Origin of the sequence: Streptomyces tibetensis (assembly GCF_040647715.1) — a bacterium.
In the GTDB taxonomy this organism is placed as follows: domain Bacteria; phylum Actinomycetota; class Actinomycetes; order Streptomycetales; family Streptomycetaceae; genus Streptomyces; species Streptomyces tibetensis_A.
The window spans coordinates 129,452-150,726 of record NZ_JBEZCR010000008.1 but is presented as its reverse complement, the minus strand read 5'-3'; the positions used below and the strand labels follow the sequence as shown (position 1 = coordinate 150,726).

The window sequence follows — 21,275 nt, the reverse complement described above, 5'->3', positions numbered from 1 at the left end:
TGCTCAATGTCCGGTCCGGGTGCGGTCCTTTTCGAGCTCCCCGGCGTGCACCCCCATGGGGCGCTGGGTGGGCACGTGCGCGTCGGGGTGCGGCAGTGCGGGGCGCTCGGGGTGTGCGGAGGTCTCGGTGTGCTCCCCTGCGAGGGCGCGCAGGCGCTGCACCTCCCTCTGCAGGGCGAGATGGCGTCGGTGGGCGTCGTAGAGGTAGCGGACCTTGGTGCGCAGGGCCCAGGGGTCGACGGGTTTCATGACGAGGTCGGCGACGCCGAGCCGGAAGGCGGTGGTGGTCAGTTCGTGGTCGGCGCCGAAGCCGGTGAGCAGGATCACGGGGATGTGCTGGGTCTGCTCCACGCGCCGCATGTAGCGCACGACCTCCAGTCCGCTGACGCCGGGCATGCGCACGTCGAGCAGCAGCAGGCCGACGTGGCCGCGGAGCACCTGTTTGAGTGCCTCGTCGCCGCTGGTGGCCCGGCTGAGCTGGTAGCCCAGCGGGGCCAGGGCGCTTTCGAGCGCGTACAGCGTGTCCTCGTGGTCGTCGACGATGAGGATCCTGGTATCCGACGGCATGGCCCCACGCCCCTCCCTCGTGGAGGACCAGAGTAGTCCGGGACACTGACGCGCAGTGCTCGTCAGCTGACATGCTGTGTACAGCGCAGCATGCCCCGAGCGGGCCGCCGTGTCACTCCCCGGGGCGTGCGCGACGTCAGTTGCCGCCCGGGGCGGCGCCGTTGAGCGCTTCGTCGGCGATGCGCTCGTGGTGGCGGATGACCTCGGCGACGATGAAGTTCAGGAACTTCTCGGCGAAGGCGGGGTCGAGTTTGGCGTTCTCGGCGAGGGCGCGCAGCCGGGCGATCTGGCGGGCCTCGCGGGCCGGGTCGGCGGGCGGCAGCTGGTGCTGGGCCTTGAGGTGGCCGACCTGCTGGGTGCACTTGAAGCGTTCGGCGAGCATGTGGACGACGGCGGCGTCGATGTTGTCGATGCTGTCGCGCAGCCGGGCGAGCTCTTCGCGGACGGCGGGCTCGACGGCGGGCGAGCCGGTGTTGCTGGTGGTCATGGGGCGTCAGCCTACGGGGATCACGCCGGGTGGCCGAAGGCGTCTCATCCCTCGGCGGTAAGGGGTCGGCTGTGGGATCAGACGTCCCCGTGGCCGTCGCCGTCGGCGCCGCGGGGCGGGTCCTCGTACAGTGGAACCGGGTTCAGTGGCGTCTTGGGGGTGAGGCGTGGCGAACGACGGGCCGGTCGAACACGGCTACCCGCATCTGGAGACGGTGCGGGCCGCCGTCACGGCGCTGTACAGGCGACTGTCGTACGACACCGTGCGGACGTTCTCGACGAGTGTGCTCCCCGTGGACGTGGCGTTCTGTGACACCGACGATCTGTATCTGGGGGCGCAGCGGGTGGCGCACGAGCTGGTGCGGCACTACCGGCTGCCGGATGCCCGGCTGGTGGTGAGCTTCCGGGAGATGCGGCACGCGGCGAACGTGGAGCTCACGGCCGGGCCGGAGTACTTCGTGGAGCTGAACGACCGGTTCCGTACGCATCGGCGGGACATCGGGGCGGCTCTCGCGCACGAGGTGACGCATGTGTACCTGCACCGGCTGGACCTGTCGTTCCCGGGCGTGCGGGACAACGAGATCCTCACGGACACGGTGACGGCGTACCTGGGGGCGGGATGGCTGCTGCTGGACGCGTACCGGGAGGACGGGGCGTCGTCGCAGAAGCTGGGGTATCTCACGCCGGAGGAGTTCGGGTACGTGCTGGCCAAGCGGGCGCTGGCGTTCGGGGAGGACCCGGCGGTGTGGTTCACCAGTGCGCAGGCGTACTCGGCGTATGTGAAGGGGATGGAGCTGGCTCGCCGTGACGAGCGGCAGCCGCCGTTGACGGCGGCGGGATGGGCGGGGCGCCGGCGGTACGCCCGGGACCGGCGGCACGCTGTGGCGGGCCCGCAGCAGCCGGGGGTGCCGTACGTGTTCTCGCCCGACGGGGGCGGACGGTTGCGGGTGTCGTTCCCCTGCCCCACGTGCCATCAGCGGATCAGGGTGCCGGTGCGGGGGCGGGTCCGGGCGCGGTGCGCGCTGTGCCAGAGCGTGCTGGAGTGCGATACGTAGCGTCGTCGGACGGGTGCCGGCCCCGGCCGTCAGTGCGGGTGGTCGGCTTCGGTGATCTCCCGGTACTGCTCCACGGTCGGTTTCTCGATCCGTGCGTCGGGGCCGTACATGGCCTTCGCGAGCCGGGCGCGCAGCCGCTCGGACCGCTTGACCCTGCGGCGGACTCCCCCCGCGTCGACCTCGCGCCCGACCTCGTAGGGCGGGTTCTGCTCGTGCTGGGTGAGCGTGAACAGCTCGCCCTGGGTGAGGGGCTCGTGGACCTCGATGTACTCGCCGGTCGGCAGCCGTTTGACGGTGCCGGTCTCCCTGCCGTGCAGCACCTTGGCGCGGTCGCGGCGCTGCAGGCCCATGCAGATCTTCTTCGTGACGACGAAGGCGGCGACCGGCAGCACGAAGACCCCGATCCGCACGAACCAGGTGATCACGTTGATGGACAGGTGCAGATGGGTGGCGACGATGTCGTTGCCGCCGCCGATCAGCAGTACCGCGTACAGCGTCAGCCAGGCCACGCCGAGGCCGGTGCGCACGGGCGCGTTGCGCGGCCGGTCCAGGAGGTGGTGCTCGCGTTTGTCGCCGGTGATCCACGCCTCGAGGAAGGGGTAGAGGCCGAGGGCGAGCAGGATCAGCGGGAAGAGCGAGAAGGGGATGAACACGCCGAGGACGAGGGTGTGCCCCCAGAGGTTGATCTCCCATCCCGGCATCACCCGGATCAGGCCCTCGGAGAAGCCGAGGTACCAGTCGGGCTGGGCGCCGGTGGTGACCAGGTCGGGGCGGTAGGGGCCGAACGCCCACACGGGGTTGATCTGGGCGACCGCGCCCATCACCGTCAGCACGCCGAAGACGAGGAAGAAGAAGCCGCCGGCCTTGGCCATGTAGACGGGCAGGAAGGGCATCCCGACGACCGAGCGCTCCTTGCGTCCGGGGCCGGGGAACTGGGTGTGCTTGTGGTAGAAGACCAGGATCAGATGGGCGGTGACCAGGCCCAGCATGATCCCGGGCAGCAGCAGGATGTGGACGGGATAGAGCCGCGAGATGATGTCCTCGCCCGGGAACTCCCCGCCGAACAGGAAGAACGACAGGTACGTCCCGACGATCGGGATCGACAGGATCGCGCCCTGCGCGAAGCGGATGCCGGTGCCGGACAGCAGGTCGTCCGGGAGGGAGTAGCCGGTCAGGCCGGTGATGATGCCGAGCAGCAGCAGGGTCCAGCCGAACAGCCAGTTCAGTTCGCGCGGCTTGCGGAAGGCTCCGGTGAAGAACACCCGCATCATGTGCACCAGCATGCCGGTGATGAAGACCAGCGCCGCCCAGTGGTGGATCTGCCGGATCAGCAGCCCGCCGCGCACGTCGAAGCTGATGTCCAGCGTGGACTCGAACGCCTTGCTCATGAGGACGCCGTTGAGGTCCGTGTAGGAGCCGTGGTAGGCGACCTCCTGCATGCTGGGCTCGAAGAACAGGGTGAGGTAGACGCCGGTGAGGATCAGTACGACGAAGCTGTAGAGGGTGACCTCGCCCAACATGAACGACCAGTGGTCCGGGAAGACCTTGCGCATGTTGGCCTTGGCCAGGGCGAAGAGCCCGAGCCGTCCGTCGGCCCAGTCGGCGAGCTTCTCGCCCTTGCCGGCCGGAGGCCTCCGGTCCGCGGAGTCCGTCCCGTACACCCGTCGTGCGCCGTCGTCGCCCATGCGTCGTCGCCTCCCCGTCGGATCCTTCCCAGCGTGGCACGGCGTCGTGGCGGTGCAAACGGGGCGTGGGCCATGGGGCGGCCGGTTGGGCCAGGGGGGCGAGGGCCGGTCAGCGACTGCGGGGGTCCCTGACGATCCCCTGCGCCCGTGCGGCGACGAGCCACTTCGGGAACTCGCCCACCAGCCGGTCGTACAGCTCGGCGTCCGGGACCGTCCGCGGGTCCTGCCCCGCGTGGAAGAACCCGGCGTTGTCGACGACCCGCTTGCCCGGCACGGCCAGCTCGTCCAGTTTGCGCAGGAAGTCGAACTGCTTGCTGCCCGGGTCGCCGAACCCGATGAACTGCCAGAACAGCGGCAGCCTGGCTGCCTTGCACAGATAGCGTTCCGCGGCGAGCTTGTTGATGGGCCCGCCGTCGGTCTGGAACACCACCAGGGCGGGCTCCGTCGAGCCGCTGTCGAGGTAGTGGTCGATCACGGCGTCCATCGCCAGGTGGTAGCTGGTCTTCCCCATGTGCCCGAGCCCGGCCACGATCCGCTCGATCCGCCCCTGGTGGCCGGCCAGGGCGATCTCGGTCTCGGCGTCGACATCGGTGGAGAAGAACACGACCGGCACGGTGCCGTCGTCGTCCAGGTGCGCCGACAGCCCGAGCACCCGGTCGGCCAGCGCCTGCACACTGCCGTCCTTGTAGTACGGCTTCATCGAGCCGGAGTAGTCGACCACGAGGTAGACCGCGGCCCGCAGCCCGTCCAGCCCGTGTTTCGCGAGGGACACCCCGGCGCTCTTGTAGAGGCTCACCAGCGCGGGAGCGGTCTCCTGGACCTTGCTCAGACTGATCGCGACCATGGGCCGCATCCTCTCACTGCTCGACGACCACTCCGTCGCTCAGTTCCAGCACCCGGTCGGTCGGCGGCATCGCCGCCCGCTCCTCCCGTTCCCGCGGCTCGGTCCGGCGCATCCGCAGCGGCACGCCCACGTTCTCGGCGGCGGAAGGAAACGGCTGAGGACGTGCGACAGCGCCTGCCCGGGCGTCCGGTCGGGGACTGTGGGGCAGGCGCCGTCAGTGTTCCGTACGCCTTTGTACGGGACGTCTTGTGAGGTGCGGTCAGACCATCAGCGCGCGGTCCGTGGGACGGATCGGCGCCGGCAGCTCGCTCGCACCCGTGAGGGCACGGTCCACTCCGCGCGCCGCCGAGCGGCCCTCCGCGATCGCCCAGACGATGAGCGACTGGCCGCGGCCGGCGTCACCGGCGACGTACACGCCCGGCACGTTCGTCCGGAAGTCGGCGTCGCGGGCGATGTTGCCGCGCTCGTCGAGCTCCAGGCCGAACTGCTCGACCAGGCCGTTGTCCCGGTCGGTGCCGGTGAAGCCCATCGCGAGGGTCACCAGCTGCGCGGGGATCTTGCGCTCGGAGCCCGGCTTGGGGGTCAGCTTGCCGTCGACGAACTCCACCTCGGTGAGGTGCAGCCACTGGACGTTGCCGTCCTCGTCGCCCTCGAAGTGGGTCGTCGAGACGGAGTAGACCCGCTCGCCGCCCTCCTCGTGCGCCGAGGTGACCTTGTACAGCATGGGGAAGGTCGGCCAGGGCTGGTTGGTGGGGTGCCGCTCCTCGCCCGGGCGGGGCATGATCTCCAGCTGCGTGACGGAGGCCGCGCCCTGGCGGTGGGCGGTGCCCACGCAGTCCGCGCCGGTGTCGCCGCCGCCGATGACCACGACGTGCTTGCCCTCGGCCGACAGCGGAGTGGTGACGTAGTCGCCCTCCTGGACCTTGTTGGCCAGCGGCAGGTACTCCATGGCCTGGTGGATGCCCTTGAGCTCGCGACCGGGCACCGGCAGGTCACGGGCCGTGGTGGCGCCGACGGCCAGGACGACCGCGTCGTAGCGCTTCTTCAGGTCCGTGGCCTTCAGGTCGCGGCCGATCTCGATGCCCGTGCGGAAGCGGGTGCCCTCCGCGCGCATCTGCTCGATACGGCGGTTGATGTGCCGCTTCTCCATCTTGAACTCGGGGATGCCGTAGCGGAGGAGGCCTCCGATGCGGTCCGCGCGCTCGTAGACGGCGACGGTGTGGCCGGCGCGGGTCAGCTGCTGGGCGGCGGCGAGACCCGCCGGGCCCGAGCCGACGACGGCGACGGTCTTGCCGGACAGGCGCTCCGGGATCTGCGGGGCGACGTCCCCGGTCTCCCACGCCTTGTCGATGATCGAGACCTCGACGTTCTTGATGGTGACCGGCGGCTGGTTGATGCCGAGCACGCACGCCGACTCACAGGGAGCGGGGCACAGGCGGCCGGTGAACTCCGGGAAGTTGTTCGTCGCGTGCAGACGCTCCGAAGCCGCCGCCCAGTCCTCGCGGTAGGCGTAGTCGTTCCACTCGGGGATGAGGTTCCCCAGCGGACAGCCGTTGTGGCAGAACGGGATCCCGCAGTCCATGCAGCGGCTGGCCTGCTTGCTGATGATCGGCAGCAGGGAGCCGGGGACGTAGACCTCGTTCCAGTCCTTGACGCGCTCCTCGACGGGGCGGGACTTGGCGACCTCGCGCCCGTGGTTCAGGAAGCCCTTCGGGTCAGCCATTGATCGCCGCCTCCATCATCTTCTCGTGGGTCTCGGTCTCGGAGAGACCGGCTCGCTCGGCGGCGTCCTTGGCGGCGAGCACTGCCTTGTACGTGCTGGGGATGATCCTGCTGAAGCGCTCGACGGCGGTGTCCCACTCGCCCAGGAGCTTCTCGGCGACCGTGGAGCCGGTCTCCTCCTGGTGGCGGCGGACCACGTCGTGCAGCCACTGCTTGTCGGTGTCGTCCAGCGCCTCGACGGCGTCCAGGTTGCCGGCGTTGACGTTGTCGCGGTCCAGGTCGATCACGTACGCGATACCGCCGGACATGCCGGCCGCGAAGTTGCGGCCGGTCTCGCCGAGCACCACCGCGTGACCGCCGGTCATGTACTCGCAGCCGTGGTCGCCCACGCCCTCGGAGACGACCGTGGCGCCGGAGTTGCGGACGCAGAACCGCTCGCCGACCTTGCCGCGCAGGAACATCTCGCCGCCGGTGGCGCCGTAGCCGATGGTGTTGCCGGCGATGACGCTGTACTCGGCGAGGTGGTCGGCCGCGCGGTCGGGGCGGACGACGATCCGGCCGCCCGAGAGGCCCTTGCCGACGTAGTCGTTGGCGTCGCCCTCAAGGCGCAGCGTGACGCCGCTCGGCACGAAGGCGCCGAAGGACTGGCCCGCGGAGCCGGTGAAGGTGATGTCGATGGTGTCGTCGGGCAGGCCCGCGCCACCGAACTTCTTCGTCACCTCGTGGCCGAGCATGGTGCCGACCGTGCGGTTGATGTTGCGGATCTGCACCTGGGCGCGCACCGGCTGGGCGTCGGTGGCGCCGGTCGCGGAGAGCGCGTCGGCGGCCAGCTTGATCAGCTGGTTGTCGAGCGCCTTCTCCAGGCCGTGGTCCTGGGCGATCACCTGGTGGCGGACCGCGCCCTCGGGCAGGTCGGGCACGTGGAACAGCGGCTCCAGGTCCAGGCCCTGCGCCTTCCAGTGGTCGACCGCGCGGGTCACGTCGAGCGTCTCGGCGTGGCCGACGGCCTCCTCGATGGAGCGGAAGCCCAGCTCGGCGAGGATCTCGCGGACCTCTTCGGCGATGTACTGGAAGAAGTTCACGACGTACTCGGCCTTGCCGGAGTAGCGCTCGCGCAGGACCGGGTTCTGCGTGGCGATACCGACCGGGCAGGTGTCGAGGTGGCAGACGCGCATCATGACGCAGCCGGAGACGACGAGCGGCGCGGTCGCGAAACCGAACTCCTCGGCGCCGAGCAGCGCGGCGATGACCACGTCACGGCCGGTCTTCAGCTGGCCGTCGGTCTGCACGACGATGCGGTCGCGCAGGCCGTTGAGCAGCAGCGTCTGCTGGGTCTCGGCGAGGCCGAGCTCCCAGGGGCCGCCGGCGTGCTTCAGCGAGGTGAGCGGGGAGGCGCCCGTGCCGCCGTCGTGGCCGGAGATGAGGACGACGTCCGCGTGCGCCTTGGACACACCGGCCGCGACCGTGCCGACGCCGACCTCGGAGACCAGCTTGACGTGAATCCGCGCCTGCGGGTTCGCGTTCTTCAGGTCGTGGATCAGCTGGGCCAGGTCCTCGATCGAGTAGATGTCGTGGTGCGGCGGCGGGGAGATCAGGCCGACACCCGGGGTCGAGTGACGGGTCTTCGCCACCCACGGGTAGACCTTGTGGCCGGGCAGCTGGCCGCCCTCGCCGGGCTTGGCGCCCTGGGCCATCTTGATCTGGATGTCGTCGGAGTTGACCAGGTACTCGGAGGTCACGCCGAAGCGGCCGGAGGCGACCTGCTTGATGGACGACCGGCGGGCCGGGTCGTACAGGCGCTCCGGGTCCTCGCCGCCCTCACCGGTGTTGGACTTGCCGCCCAGCTGGTTCATGGCGATGGCGAGGGTCTCGTGCGCCTCCTGGGAGATGGAGCCGTACGACATGGCGCCGGTGGAGAAGCGCTTGACGATCTCGGAGACCGGCTCGACCTCGTCGATGGAGATCGGCTGCCGGTCCGACTTGAAGCCGAAGAGCCCACGGAGCGTCATGAGGCGCTCGGACTGCTCGTTCACGCGCTCGGTGTACTTCTTGAAGATGTCGTAGCGGCCGGAGCGCGTGGAGTGCTGGAGACGGAAGACCGTCTCGGGGTCGAACAGGTGCGGCTCGCCCTCGCGGCGCCACTGGTACTCGCCGCCTATCTCCAGGGCGCGGTGCGCCGGGGCGATGCCGGAGGCCGGGTAGGCCTTGGCGTGCCGGGCGGCGACCTCCTTGGCGACGACGTCGATGCCGACACCGCCGATCTTGGTGGCCGTGCCGTTGAAGTACTTCTCGACGAAGGCGTCGTCGAGACCGACGGCCTCGAAGACCTGGGCGCCGCGGTAGGAGGCGACGGTCGAGATGCCCATCTTGGACATGACCTTCAGCACACCCTTGCCGAGGGCGTAGATGAGGTTGCGGATGGCCTGCTCGGGCTCGATGCCGGGCAGGAAGGTGCCGGCGCGGACCAGGTCCTCGACGGACTCCATCGCCAGGTACGGGTTGACGGCGGCGGCGCCGTAGCCGATGAGCAGGGCGACGTGGTGGACCTCGCGGACGTCACCGGCCTCGACGAGCAGGCCCACCTGGGTGCGCTGCTTGGTGCGGATGAGGTGGTGGTGGACGGCCGCGGTGAGCAGCAGCGACGGGATCGGGGCGTGCTCGGCGTCCGAGTGGCGGTCCGACAGGACGATCAGGCGGGCGCCGTTGTCGATGGCGGCGTCGGCCTCGGCGCAGATCTCCTCGATGCGCGCGGCCAGGGCGTCACCGCCGCCGTGCACCCGGTACAGGCCGGAGAGCGTCGCGGCCTTGAAGCCGGGCATGTCACCGTCGGCGTTGATGTGGATGAGCTTGGCCAGCTCGTCGTTGTCGATGACCGGGAAGGGCAGCAGGACGCTGCGGCAGGAGGCCGCGTTCGGGTCGAGCAGGTTGCCCTGGGGGCCCAGCGACGAGCGCAGGGAGGTGACCAGTTCCTCGCGGATGGCGTCCAGCGGCGGGTTGGTGACCTGCGCGAACAGCTGGGTGAAGTAGTCGAAGAGCAGACGCGGGCGGTCCGACAGCGCGGCGATCGGCGAGTCGGTGCCCATCGAGCCGATCGGCTCGGCGCCGGCCTTGGCCATCGGCGCGAGGAGGACGCGCAGTTCCTCCTCGGTGTAGCCGAAGGTCTGCTGGCGGCGGGTGACCGAGGCGTGCGTGTGCACGATGTGCTCGCGCTCGGGCAGGTCCTCGAGCTCGATCTCACCGGCCTCGAGCCACTCCGCGTAGGGGTTCTCGGCGGCGAGCTCGGCCTTGATCTCGTCGTCCTCGATGATGCGGTGCTCGGCGGTGTCGACGAGGAACATGCGGCCGGGCTGGAGACGGCCCTTGCGGACGACCTTGGAGGGGTCGATGTCCAGGACGCCGACCTCGGAGCCGAGGACGACGAGGCCGTCGTCGGTGACCCAGTAGCGGCCGGGGCGCAGGCCGTTGCGGTCGAGGACCGCGCCGACCTGGGTGCCGTCGGTGAAGGTGACGCAGGCCGGCCCGTCCCAGGGCTCCATCATCGTGGAGTGGAACTGGTAGAAGGCGCGCCGGGCCGGGTCCATGGAGTCGTGGTTCTCCCACGCCTCCGGGATCATCATCAGCACGGAGTGCGGCAGGGAACGGCCGCCCAGGTGCAGGAGCTCCAGGACCTCGTCGAAGGAGGCGGAGTCGGAGGCGTCCGGCGTACAGACCGGGAAGATCCGGTCGATGGCCTTGTCGTCGCCGCCGAACAGGTCGGAGACCAGCTGCGACTCTCGGGCCACCATCCAGTTGCGGTTGCCCTTGACGGTGTTGATCTCACCGTTGTGCGCGACGAAGCGGTAGGGGTGGGCCAGCGGCCACGACGGGAAGGTGTTCGTCGAGAACCGGGAGTGCACGAGCGCGATCGCGGAGGCGAAGCGGCGGTCGGACAGGTCCGGGAAGAAGGGCTCGAGCTGGCCGGTGGTCAGCATGCCCTTGTAGACGATCGTCCGCGCGGACAGCGACGGGAAGTAGACGCCGGCTTCGCGCTCGGCGCGCTTGCGCAGCACGAAGGCCTTGCGGTCGAGGGCGATACCCGTGGCGGGCACCGCGGAGCCGTCGGCCACGAAGATCTGGCGGAAGACCGGCATGGTCGACCGAGCGGTGGCGCCCAGCAACTGGGGGGCGACCGGCACCTCGCGCCAGCCGAGGACGGTCAGGTCCTCGTCGGCGGCGATCGTCTCGATCTGCGAGACGGCGTCGGCGGTGGAGTCCTCCGGCAGGAAGGCGATGCCGACGGCGTAGGAGCCGGCGGCGGGCAGTTCGAATCCGGCCACGTCACGGAAGAAGGCGTCCGGGACCTGCGACAGGATGCCGGCGCCGTCACCGGAGTCGGGCTCGGAGCCGGTCGCGCCGCGGTGTTCGAGGTTGCGCAGGACGGTCAGAGCCTGTTCAACCAGGGTGTGGGACGCCTCGCCGGTGAGGGTGGCGACGAAGCCGACGCCGCAGGCGTCGTGCTCGTTGCGGGGGTCGTACATACCCTGCGCAGCAGGGCGAGCATCCATGAACGACCAGTTCTGGCCATTCGCGGAATGCTGGGACGGCTGGCGCGGCGTACGCATCGGCTCTCCCGTCGTCGTCTGTGGCATATGCAAGTGCCGAGGGACGACGTTGGCCCTCGCGTGATCGCAAAATTTCGTGCAGGTTACATGATGGAGCGGTTCTCGGGAACCGGGATAATCCGTTCCAGCATGCGGACACTACCGGTTCGCGGCGGGGGTTCCGCACCAGCAGTGGAAGCTGTGGAGGGACCGCACGAAACGATCGGGTCAGATCGCTGCACGTCGGTCCGGGGGGCGGGGCAGGCGTCTTCACCCGACCCGCCGAGGGTGCGCGGCGAGCGTCGTTGCCCGCAGCGCTTACGGCTCATGCCCGGCGGTCGCACACCCGAAACCAACGAGTAACAACTACTTATGCGGCCCCTTGCATAAGTCCGAGCCGCGCTATCCTACGGCCGTTCCGAACACGGTTCCCAGGGCGTACGTCACACCGGCCGCCGCGCCACCCAGCAGAAGCTGCCGCAGCCCGCTGTACCACCAGCTGCGGGCCGTCACCTTGGCCACCACCGCGCCGCACAGGAAGAGCCCCAGCAGCGCCAGCAACACCGCGGGCCACATGCTGCTCGCCCCCAGCAGATAGGGCGCGACGGGAATCAGGGCGCCCAGCGCGAACGAGCCGAAGCTCGACACCGCCGCCACGGTCGGCGAGGGCAGATCGCCGGGGTCGATCCCCAGCTCCTCCCGGGCGTGGATCTCCAGGGCCTGCTCGGGATCCTTCGACAGCTGCCGGGCCACCTCCTGGGCCAGCCGCGGCTCGACACCCCTCGACTCGTAGAGCGCGGCGAGCTCGGCCTCCTCGTCCTTGGGGTGCTTGCGCAGCTGGCGGCGCTCCACGTCCAGCTCGGCCTCGACGAGCTCGCGCTGCGAGGCGACGGAGGTGTACTCGCCGGCAGCCATGGAGAAGGCACCGGCGGCCAGGCCCGCGAGTCCGCTGAGGACGACGGTGTGCTGGCTGACCGCACCGCCCGCGACACCGGTCATCAGAGCGAGGTTGGAGACGAGGCCGTCCATCGCACCGAACACCGCGGGACGCAGCCAGCCGCCGTTCACGTCCCGGTGCGTGTGGTTGTCCCGGTGCGCCTCGTGCAGCGTCGCCTCGGTCTCGATGATGGCCATGAGAAGAACCCCACTCCCCGTCCACGGACTGTCTTCGGAACACGCTCTTTGGACACGTTCCAGAGTTTTACAACACCAAAACTACGCGCCGAATTCCGTCCCCGCCAGCAAGGAAAGGCTGGGCTAACCTGCGGGTTTGCCCTTTTCCGCTCACTTGATCATCACTGCGCCCAGATGTCGACCGGGTGATGCTGGGGCTCGTGAGGCTCGGCGGAGCCACCTCGGTGGGACACATCCCCCATGGCATCGATCGGGCTCCGGGCACGGGCACGGGGCGCACTGCTGGGCCTGGCCGTCGGCGACGCGCTCGGGGCCCCGGCCGAGAACATGAAGCCCTCCGAGATCCGCGCCCGGTGGGGCCGTATCACCGGGTACGTCTCTGATAACCCGTCCGGCACGGATGACACCGAGTACGCGATCTTCTCCGGCCTGTTGCTGGCACGGCACGGCTCGGCACTCACCCCCGGCCATGTGGAGGCGGCCTGGCACGAGTGGATCGCCGACCGCGAGGAGGGCCCCTTCCGGGGCGCCGGGTTCAGCGAGCGGGGCACCCTGGAGAACCTCCGCCGGGGCCTGGCCGCTCCGATCTCCGCCCAGCACCGGCACGCCTGGAGCGACGGGCTGGCCATGCGCGCGGCCCCCTTCGGGGTGTTCGCGGCGGGCCGCCCGGCGGAGGCGGCCCGGCTGGTCGCGATCGACGGCTCCGTGAGCCACGACGGCGAGGGCATCCACGGCGGCCAGGCGGTGGCCGCGGGCGTGGCGGCGGCGATGGCCGGCGCACCGCCGACCGCGGTCGTGGCCGCGGCCCTCGCGGTCGTCCCCGACGACTCCTGGACGGCCCGCAGCCTGCGCCGCGCGGTGGCCGTCGCCCACCGCGGCGAACGTGCGGTCCGCTCCTCCGTCGTCATCGGCGGCTATCCCTGGACCGACCTGGCCCCCGAGGCGGTCGCCCTGGCCTTCGGCGCGTACGCGGCGGCCGACGGCGACTTCGAGCAGTCGGTCCTGACCGCGGTGAACATGGGCCGCGACGCGGACACGACGGCGGCGGTGGCGGGGGCGCTGGCGGGCGCGACCCGGGGCGTGTCGGCGATCCCGCAGCATTGGGCGACCCCCATCGGCCCGGTCCACGGCAGATGCCTCCCGGCGATGGCCGGCTACCACGTCCTGGACGTGGCGGACCTGCTGACACCGGCACCCGGCGCCACAGAACCGGAGGCGACGGACTACGCCCTGGCTGCGGGCGACGAAACACAGGCCCCCTCATGACGCCCCACGACGCACCGCCGCACGAGACGACGACACGCGACGTGAAGACCCACGAGACGACGACACACGGCGTGAAGGCGCACGCGCCCGCAGCCGCCGACGGCGAAGCCGCCCCACAGGAGACCAGGACCCCTCGGGTGACAGTTACGGGCGGTGCGCGGGTGGGAGACAAAAAGGCCGAAGGCCTCCTGCTGGGCCTGGCCGCAGGCGACGCCGCAGGCTGGCCCGCGGCCCGCCACCGAGCCGCCCGCATGCCCGACTGGACCCGCCGCCTCACCCGCGAACTGGACACCTTCGCCGAACAGAACGCCACCACCACCCTCCCCGTCCCCATCGCCCTGAACCAGCCCCCCGAACCCCTCCGCCTCGGCCCCTCCGACGACGCCGAATGGGCGGCCTTCGCCGCGGAAGCCCTCCTGCGCGCAGGCGACGACACCGTCCTGAACGACCTCAGCCGCGAACGCCGCACCCGAGCCGCCATCGACCTCACCTGGAACGCCCTCGCCGCCGAGGTCGCCGCCGCGGCGGACCGCGCCCCCGAGATCGAATCCGCCGTCCTCCCCCTGCGCGCCCGCATCTCCGTCCGCGCCGGCCTCGGCAACCTCGCCACCGGCCTGCGCCCGCCCGCCACCGGCCACGACAACCCGCACTACTTCGACGACGCCGCCTGCGTACGCGCCTGCGTCCTGGCCGTGGCCCACCCCGGCGACCCCGAAAGCGCCGCCGACCTCGCCGAGTTCGACGCCCGATACACCCAGGACGGCGACGGCGTCCACGGCGCCCGCGCGATGGCGGCCGCGCTCGCCCTCGCCCTGGCCGGCGCCGACGTCGACGCCTGCGTCACCGCGGCCCTCACCGAACTCCCCGAGGAGACGGAGATCGGCCGCAACGCCCGGCACGCCCTGCGACTCGCCGGTGCCGCGGACAGCGCCTTCGCCCTCGTCCCGCCCCTGGAGCACCAGATCGTCGACCACGTCTACAGCTACGGCATCGCCGCCGCCGAGACCGTCCCGGTCGCCCTCGCCCTGGCCACCGCCGCGCGCGGCCGCATCGCGGAGGCGATCCCCGCGGCGGCCTGCCTCTCCCGCGTCGCGGACTCGGCCCCGGCCCTGGCGGGCGCCCTCACCGGCGCCCTCGGCGGCGGTGCGTCGATCCCCGCCTCCTGGCGGGAGACCTGCCGCACCCTCTCCGGCTGCGTCCTGCCCCGCCTCACCGGCACTGACCTCGTGGAACTCGCCGAGCTCCTGGAAGCCGTACAACCGACCCGCCCGGGTGGATGATGCGGCCATGCAGCCCAAAACCACCATGAAGCCCAGAACCCCTCAAAACTCCCCCTTGGACGAGCGGATCACCGGCGCCCTGGTCGGGGCGGCGGTCGGCGACGCGCTCGGGGGCCCCGTCGAGGGCTACTCGCCCGAGCAGATCCTCGAACGCCACGGCGGCCGCGTCCACGGCATCGTCGGCCCCTGGCACGGCGACGACTGGCGCACCGCCCGTCCCCTCGCCCCGTACCACAAGGGCGACGGCCACGTCACCGACGACACGTTGATGACCCACGCCCTGGTCCGCGTCTACGCCCGGGTCCGCGACCACCTCGACGCCTACGCGATCGCCGACCACCTGGTCCCGGACCTGATGACCGAACCCCGCTGGATCCCGGAACTGGAGACCGAGGCGCTCCCCCTCCACCGGATCTTCCTGGCGGAGAAATGGCTGGTGACGAGGATCCACTACGGCCACGCCGACCCCCGCGAGGCCGGCACCGGCAACATCGTCAACTGCGGGGCGGCGATGTACACGGCCCCGGTCGGACTGGTCAACGCCGCCGACCCGCGTGCGGCCTACGCCGAGGCCCTCGACATCGCCGGCGCGCACCAGTCGTCGTACGGCCGTGAGGCGGCGGGCGTCCTGGCCGCGGCCGTGGCGGCGGCGTGCACGCCCGGCGCGACCCCGGACTCGGTCGTCTCCTCGTGTCTGTCCCTCGCGAAGGACGGCACCCGGGCCGCGATCGAGCGGGTCTGCGAGGAGGCCTCCCGCCACACCGACTTCGAGTCGGCCCTGCGACCGTTGCGCGAGGCGGTGACGCCCTACGACACGGTCGGCCCCGACTACCGCTCCCCCTCGCTCGGCGCCCGCCGCCCGTCCCGCCTGCACGCGATCGAGGAACTGCCCATCGCGCTGGGCATGGTGCTGGTGGCGCGCGGCGACTACCGCCACGCGGTCCTCGGCGCGGTGAACTACGGCCGCGACTGCGACTCCATCGCCACGATGGCCGGCGCGCTGGCGGGGGCCCTGGGCTCACCGGTCCCGCAGGACTGGGCCAAGACGGTCGCGGAGGCCAGCCGGCTGGATCTCTGGGAACCGGCGGCCACCCTCACGGCCGTGACCCGTGAGATCTTCGACCGGGACGTGGCCCGCCGCCGTGCCCACGAGCAGGCCTTCGCGTCCCTCGGAGGCCGGGAATGCTCCGACTGACCTGGGTCCAGCCGGAGGACCTCATCGGCCACGAACTCCGCCAGGCGGCCCAGGACGGCCGCGAGCCCAAGGCGGTCGCGGCCCGCTGGCGCGCGGCGGGCGGCTCGGACGCCCCGGTCACCGCGGGCGCGTCCCCCACCCCCGCGTCCCGCTACCTGCGCCGGCTGGCCGCAGACCTCATGGACGAACTGGCCGACCTCCCGAGCCACCTGGTTGACGACGAACCGACGGACCTGGAGAGGATCAAGGCGGCATGCCCCGACTGGCCCGGGCCCGTGGGCACCCCGGCCACCACCCCGCACCGCCTGGAAGCCGCCTGGCTCGGCCGCGCCGCCGGCTGCCTCCTGGGCAAGCCGGTCGAGAAGCTCCCCCTGGACGCCATCCGCCGGCTCGCCCGCTCCACCGGCAACTGGCCCCTCACCACCTACTTCACGGCCCGGGGCGTCCCGGCGGAACTCCTCGTCCAGCACCCCTGGAACCGCCGCTCGGTGGCCACCTCCCTCGCCGAGAACATCGACGGCATGCCCGAGGACGACGACCTCGACTACCCCCTGATCAACCTCGTCCTCCTGCAACGCCACGGCAGGACGTTCACCACCACGGACGTGGCCCGGACCTGGCTCGACGAACTCCCCGCCGGCCGCACGTTCACCGCGGAGCGCGTCGCCTACCGCAACCTCCTGACCGGCCTCGAGCCGCCGCACACCGCCCGCCACCGCAACCCGTTCCGCGAATGGATCGGCGCCCTGATCCGCGCCGACGTCCACGGCTGGACCAACCCCGGTGATCCGGCCGCGGCGGCCGAGCAGGCCCACCGGGACGCCACCCTCACACACACCGCCAACGGCGTCTTCGCCGCGATGTTCGCGGCGGCCACCATCGCGACGGCCGCGACCGGCGACCACGACATCCACACCTGTCTGCGCACCGGCCTCACCGTCGTCCCGCCCCGCTCCCGCCTCGCCCGGGCCGTCCGCGAAGCCGTCCGGCTCGCGCACGAGCACGAGGACTTCGACACCGTCGTGGACGCACTCCACGCCACCCACGCCGCGACCTACCACTGGGTGCACGCCGTCCCCAACACCGCCCTGATCGCCGCCGCCCTCACCCATGCGCACGGCGACTTCGCCGGCTCCGTCTGCCGTGCCGTCAGCGGCGGCCTGGACACCGACTCGAACGGCGCGACGGCCGGCTCCGTCGCCGGACTCCTGGCCGGGCATCCCGCCGCGCTCCCCGACCGCTGGACGGCACCCCTGAAGAACCGGCTGGCCACGTCCGTCGGCGACTTCAACGGCATCGGCTTCGACACCCTCGCCCACCTCACGCACCGGGAGACCCGCCGCCCATGACCGCGTCCACGCCGCCGCCCACGAACGCTCCCCTCACCGGCCTGCGCGTCCTCGACCTCGCCACCCTGTTCGCCGGCCCGATGGCCGCCACCCTGCTCGGCGACTTCGGGGCCGACGTCGTCAAGATCGAGCACCCGAGGAAGCCGGACCCCTCCCGCGGCCACGGCCCGTCCAAGGACGGCGTGGGCCTGTGGTGGAAGATGCTGGGCCGCAACAAGCGGACCATGACCCTCGACCTGTCGAAGCCCGGCGGCCGCGCCACCCTCCTGCGCCTGGCCGCCCGCACCGACGTGATCATCGAGAACTTCCGCCCCGGCACCCTGGAGAAGTGGGACCTCGGCTGGCCGGAGCTGTCGGCGGCCAACCCGCGTCTGGTCCTGGCCCGCGTCACCGGCTTCGGCCAGTTCGGCCCCTACGCGCACCGCCCCGGGTTCGGGACCCTCGCCGAGGCGATGAGCGGCTTCGCCGCGATCACCGGCGAACCGGACTCGCCCCCGACCCTCCCGCCGTTCGGCCTGGCCGACTCCATCGCGGGCCTGACGACGGCGTACGCGGTGATGACGGCGCTCGCCGCCCGCGAGCGAACCGGTGCGGGCCAGGTCGTCGACACGGCCCTGATCGAGCCGATCCTGGCAGCCCTCGGCCCCCAGCCCCTCTGGTACGACCAGCTCGGCCACGTCCAGCCCCGCACCGGCAACCGCTCCCCCAACAACGCCCCGCGCGGTGTCTACCGCACCGCCGACGGCACCTGGGTCGCCGTCTCCACCTCCGCCCAGTCGGTCGCGGAACGCGTGATGCACCTGGTCGGCCGCCCGGAACTGATCGACGAGCCCTGGTTCGCCACGGGCGCCGACCGTGCCCGCCACGCCGACGTCCTGGACGAGGCGGTCGGCGGCTGGATCGCCGCCCGCACCCGCACCGACGTCCTGGCCGCCTTCGAGAAGGCCGAAGCGGCGGTGGCCCCGGTCCAGGACGTCCGCGACGTGATGGCGGACCCGCAATACCAGGCCCTGGACACCATCACCACCGTCGACGACCCCGAACTCGGCCCGCTGCGCATGCAGAACGTCCTCTTCCGGCTCTCCGCCACGCCCGGCGCGATCCGATGGGCCGGCCGCCCGCACGGCGCCGACACCGAGGAGGTCCTCACCGAACTGGGCCTGACCCCGGACGACCTCACGGCGCTGCGTGCGGAGGGCGCCCTGTGACGGCGTACCCGCTCACCTGGCTCTACGCGCCGGGCGACCGCCCCCACGTGGTGGCGAAGGCCCTCACCAGCGGCGCCGACGTCGTCGTCATCGACCTGGAGGACGCGGTTCCTCCGGACCGCAAGGCCTACGCGCGCGCCGCCACCGCGCAGCTGTTGGCGAACCCGCCGGCCGTTGCGGTCCACGTGCGCGTCAACGCCCTGGACGGTCCCTGGGGCGAGCAGGACATCGCAGCCCTGGCCCCGGCTCCCGGGCTGTCGGGGCTCCGCCTCTCGAAGACCAGCTCACCCGCCGACGTCACCCGCGTCGCCCGCCGAGCCCCCCGGACCGGCCTCCACGCCCTCCTGGAGACGGCCCTGGCCGTGGAGCAGGCGTACGCCATCGCCCGCGCCCACCCGAACCTGCGCGGCATCGCGCTCGGCGAGGTCGACCTGCGGGCCGACCTCGGCGTTCACGACGACACAGGCCTCGACTGGTCCCGCTCCCGGGTGGTCGTGGCGGCCCGGGCCGCCGGTCTGCCTCCGCCGCCCCAGTCCATCCACCCGGACATCCGCGACCTGGAGGGGCTGGCCGCGTCCTGCGCGCACGGCCGTGCCCTGGGGTTCCTCGGCCGCGCCGCGATCCACCCCCGCCAGCTCCCGGTGATCGAACGCGCCTACCTACCCACCGCCGCGGAGATCGAGCGGGCGGAAGCGGTCCTCAAGGCGGCTTCCGAGGAGCAGGGCGCACAGGCCCTCCCGGACGGCCGCTTCATCGACGCGGCGGTGGTGACGGCCGCCCAGCGCACCTTGTCGCTGGCACGCCGCTCCCCCACCCACTGACACCACCGCTCACACACCAGCCGGCACTGCGTCACCGACACACCCGCTGAGATGCAGGCCGCTCCCCCCACCCACTGGCACCACCGTTTCGCAAGCGCCGACGCCCCGCAGTGGACCCGGCCGCTGACATGCGGAGAGCGCCCGGGGAAGCTTCCCCGGGCGCTCTCCGAGCGTCATGTGCGGACCGGCGTCAGGTCTTCTTCCCCGACCTGGCCTCGTCCCCGGCGGCATCCGCGTCCGCCGTCGAGTCCGCCCCGGCCTTGTCCGCCGCCTCGTCGTCCGCTGCGGCGTCCTCGGCCCGGTCGGCCTTGCCCGCAGCATCGGCCGGCTCGGCACCGTCAATCTCGCCGCCGGAGGCCTCCGCACCCGGCTCGACGACGTCTTCCCGGCCCGGCCGCTTCTTCGACGACACCACCAGGTACGTCACCGCGAGCAGGAACACGAGGATCGCGGTCCAGACGTTCAGCCGGACGCCCAGGATGTGGTGGGCGTCGTCGACGCGCATGTACTCGATCCATCCGCGCCCCGCGCAGTACGCGGCGACGTACAGCGCGAACGCCCGGCCGTGTCCGAGCCGGAAGCGGCGGTCGGCCCAGATGACCAGCAGCGCCACACCGATGCACCACAGCGACTCGTACAGGAACGTCGGGTGGTAGGTGCCCGGCACCCGCCCGTCCGACGAGGACGTGATCTCCAGGGCCCAGGGCAGATCGGTGGGCTTGCCGTACAGCTCCTGGTTGAACCAGTTGCCCCAGCGGCCGATCGCCTGGGCGAAGGCGATGCCCGGCGCGACGGCGTCGGCGTAAGCGGGCATCGGGATGCCGCGGCGACGGCAGCCGATCCACGCGCCCAGCGCGCCCAGCGCGATCGCGCCCCAGATGCCGAGGCCGCCCTCCCAGATCTTGAAGGCGTCCACCCAGTCACGGCCCTCGCTGAAGTACAGCTCGTAGTCCGTGATCACGTGGTAGAGCCGGCCGCCGACCAGGCCGAACGGCACGGCCCAGACAGCGATGTCGGCCACCGTGCCGGCCCGCCCGCCCCGGGCGATCCAGCGCTTGTTGCCGAGCCAGACCGCGACGAAGACGCCGATGATGATGCAGAACGCGTAGCCGCGCAGCGGAATGGGGCCGAGGTACAGCACCCCGCGCGACGGGCTGGGAATGAAGGCAAGTTCCATGGCAAGGTCGACGCTACCGTGCCGCACCGGGCCCGCGTCAGGCAGCCCGGCTACGGGTCCATAACAGGGGCGTGAGAATGCCCCTTACTCCTTGTTCGCCTCCTGCACCATCTGCTTCAGCTTGGCCGGGGTCATCGTCCGGTCCTGGTAGATGTTCTCGCCGTCGAACAGCACGGTCGGCGTGCCCGAGAAGCCGCCCTTGTTGAACGCCTGGTGGGACTTGGCGACCCAGCCGTTGTACGTGCCCTTCTCGACGCAGGTGCGGAAGGCGGGGGTGTCCAGGCCGTCGACCTTGCCGGCCAGCTCGATCAGCTTGGCGTTGTCCGCATAGGCGTCGTCGACCTCGGAGGGCTGGTTGTCGAAGAGCACGTCGTGGTACGCGGGGAACTTCCCGGCGTCCTGGGCGCAGGCCGCGGCGTTGGCGGCGTTGCGGGAGCCGGTGCCGCGCATGTTGCCGTCGATCAGGGTGACCAGGTGGTACTCGACCTTCAGCTCGCCGGCGTTCGTCAGCTCGTGGATCACCGGCCGGTACGCCGTCTCGAAGGACTTGCAGGCGGGGCAGCGGAAGTCCTCCCACACCGTGAGCGTGGACTTGGCGCTGTCCTTGCCGACCGGGAGGGCGAGGCTGTCCTTGCCCTGGGCTCCGGAGGGCACCACGACCGGGCCCGAGGCTTCGCCGCCGTCGTCCTTGCCGGCGTTGGCCGCGACGACACCGATCACCGCCGCGAGTCCCAGGACGGCGACGACGGCCCCGCCCACCACCAGCGCGCGCCGGCGCTTGTCCGCGGACTTCTGCTTCTCGCGCTCGACCGCCAGCTTCTCCCGGGCGGTGCGCTTTACCTCACGGTTCTTCTCGCTCACACCCCGGAAACGAACCGGGGAGGCGCACCGCGCCTCCCCGGCCCC

Annotated in this window: 16 protein-coding genes and 1 pseudogene; 7 read left to right on the top strand and 10 right to left on the bottom strand. The window is 71.6% G+C overall.

Annotated features, from left to right (window positions below; translation table 11 throughout):
* Nucleotides 1–3 precede the first annotated feature (3 nt).
* Both AB0B29_RS22250 and AB0B29_RS22245 read right to left on the bottom strand, forming a co-directional pair.
* Nucleotides 4–567 carry a response regulator gene (locus tag AB0B29_RS22250; RefSeq protein WP_362242385.1) on the bottom strand — a complete coding sequence of 188 codons (564 nt, stop codon included), beginning with the start codon at nt 565–567 and terminating at the stop codon, nt 4–6.
* Nucleotides 568–703: 136 nt separating this feature from the next.
* Nucleotides 704–1,054 (bottom strand): chorismate mutase, encoded by a 351-nt coding sequence (locus AB0B29_RS22245; RefSeq protein ID WP_362242382.1) that lies wholly within the window; start codon nt 1,052–1,054, stop codon nt 704–706.
* A gap of 166 nt (nt 1,055–1,220) precedes the next feature.
* On the opposite strand from AB0B29_RS22245, the gene AB0B29_RS22240 reads away from it, so the two are divergent.
* Complete coding sequence (locus AB0B29_RS22240; RefSeq protein WP_362242380.1) at nt 1,221–2,108, top strand: hypothetical protein; 888 nt, start codon at nt 1,221–1,223, stop codon at nt 2,106–2,108.
* A gap of 29 nt (nt 2,109–2,137) precedes the next feature.
* Here AB0B29_RS22240 and qcrB read toward each other — a convergent pair whose 3' ends face one another.
* The 6 genes and pseudogenes from qcrB to AB0B29_RS22215 all read right to left on the bottom strand — a co-directional run bounded on the left by qcrB (nt 2,138) and on the right by AB0B29_RS22215 (nt 12,073).
* Nucleotides 2,138–3,793, bottom strand: a complete 1,656-nt coding sequence (gene qcrB, locus AB0B29_RS22235) for a cytochrome bc1 complex cytochrome b subunit (RefSeq protein WP_362242377.1) — start codon at nt 3,791–3,793, stop codon at nt 2,138–2,140.
* Nucleotides 3,794–3,902: 109 nt separating this feature from the next.
* Nucleotides 3,903–4,637 carry a vWA domain-containing protein gene (locus tag AB0B29_RS22230; RefSeq protein WP_362242374.1) on the bottom strand — a complete coding sequence of 245 codons (735 nt, stop codon included), beginning with the start codon at nt 4,635–4,637 and terminating at the stop codon, nt 3,903–3,905.
* Nucleotides 4,638–4,704: 67 nt separating this feature from the next.
* Nucleotides 4,705–4,791, bottom strand: a pseudogene (locus AB0B29_RS37790) (ABC transporter ATP-binding protein); the annotation flags it as partial.
* Between the two features lie 105 nt (nt 4,792–4,896).
* Nucleotides 4,897–6,360, bottom strand: a complete 1,464-nt coding sequence (locus AB0B29_RS22225) for a glutamate synthase subunit beta (protein ID WP_362242371.1) — start codon at nt 6,358–6,360, stop codon at nt 4,897–4,899.
* Nucleotides 6,353–10,960: a glutamate synthase large subunit gene (gltB, locus tag AB0B29_RS22220; protein WP_362242368.1), complete on the bottom strand. Its 4,608-nt coding sequence runs from the start codon at nt 10,958–10,960 to the stop codon at nt 6,353–6,355. Before gltB ends, AB0B29_RS22225 begins: the two co-directional genes overlap by 8 nt.
* Nucleotides 10,961–11,341: 381 nt before the next feature.
* Nucleotides 11,342–12,073, bottom strand: a complete 732-nt coding sequence (locus AB0B29_RS22215; RefSeq protein ID WP_362242365.1) for a VIT1/CCC1 transporter family protein — start codon at nt 12,071–12,073, stop codon at nt 11,342–11,344.
* Between the two features lie 240 nt (nt 12,074–12,313).
* Here AB0B29_RS22215 and AB0B29_RS22210 point away from each other — a divergent pair, with 240 nt between their 5' ends.
* Genes AB0B29_RS22210 through AB0B29_RS22185 form a run of 6 tightly spaced genes read left to right on the top strand, consistent with a single transcriptional unit; the run spans nt 12,314 to nt 19,192 of the window.
* Nucleotides 12,314–13,339 carry an ADP-ribosylglycohydrolase family protein gene (locus tag AB0B29_RS22210; protein ID WP_362242362.1) on the top strand — a complete coding sequence of 342 codons (1,026 nt, stop codon included), beginning with the start codon at nt 12,314–12,316 and terminating at the stop codon, nt 13,337–13,339.
* On the top strand, nt 13,336–14,619 hold the full coding sequence (locus tag AB0B29_RS22205) for an ADP-ribosylglycohydrolase family protein (protein ID WP_362242359.1): 1,284 nt from the start codon (nt 13,336–13,338) through the stop codon (nt 14,617–14,619). Before AB0B29_RS22210 ends, AB0B29_RS22205 begins: the two co-directional genes overlap by 4 nt.
* Nucleotides 14,620–14,626: 7 nt before the next feature.
* A complete protein-coding gene (locus AB0B29_RS22200) occupies nt 14,627–15,814 on the top strand; it encodes an ADP-ribosylglycohydrolase family protein (RefSeq protein ID WP_436845871.1) in 1,188 nt (395 codons plus the stop codon).
* Entirely contained in the window at nt 15,802–17,163 is a 1,362-nt protein-coding gene (locus AB0B29_RS22195; RefSeq protein WP_362242356.1) for an ADP-ribosylglycohydrolase family protein, read from the top strand. The genes AB0B29_RS22200 and AB0B29_RS22195 overlap by 13 nt, the downstream gene beginning before the upstream one ends.
* A complete protein-coding gene (locus AB0B29_RS22190; RefSeq protein WP_362242353.1) occupies nt 17,160–18,371 on the top strand; it encodes a CaiB/BaiF CoA transferase family protein in 1,212 nt (403 codons plus the stop codon). Before AB0B29_RS22195 ends, AB0B29_RS22190 begins: the two co-directional genes overlap by 4 nt.
* Entirely contained in the window at nt 18,368–19,192 is an 825-nt protein-coding gene (locus tag AB0B29_RS22185) for an HpcH/HpaI aldolase/citrate lyase family protein (protein WP_362242350.1), read from the top strand. Before AB0B29_RS22190 ends, AB0B29_RS22185 begins: the two co-directional genes overlap by 4 nt.
* Before the next feature lie 190 nt (nt 19,193–19,382).
* Here the strand turns inward: AB0B29_RS22185 and lgt are convergent, their stop codons facing one another.
* Both lgt and AB0B29_RS22175 read right to left on the bottom strand, forming a co-directional pair.
* Nucleotides 19,383–20,369, bottom strand: coding sequence for a prolipoprotein diacylglyceryl transferase (gene lgt, locus AB0B29_RS22180; RefSeq protein ID WP_362242347.1), 987 nt, complete (start codon nt 20,367–20,369; stop codon nt 19,383–19,385).
* An 84-nt stretch (nt 20,370–20,453) separates the two neighbouring features.
* Nucleotides 20,454–21,230, bottom strand: a complete 777-nt coding sequence (locus AB0B29_RS22175; RefSeq protein WP_362242344.1) for a DsbA family protein — start codon at nt 21,228–21,230, stop codon at nt 20,454–20,456.
* Nucleotides 21,231–21,275 lie beyond the last annotated feature (45 nt).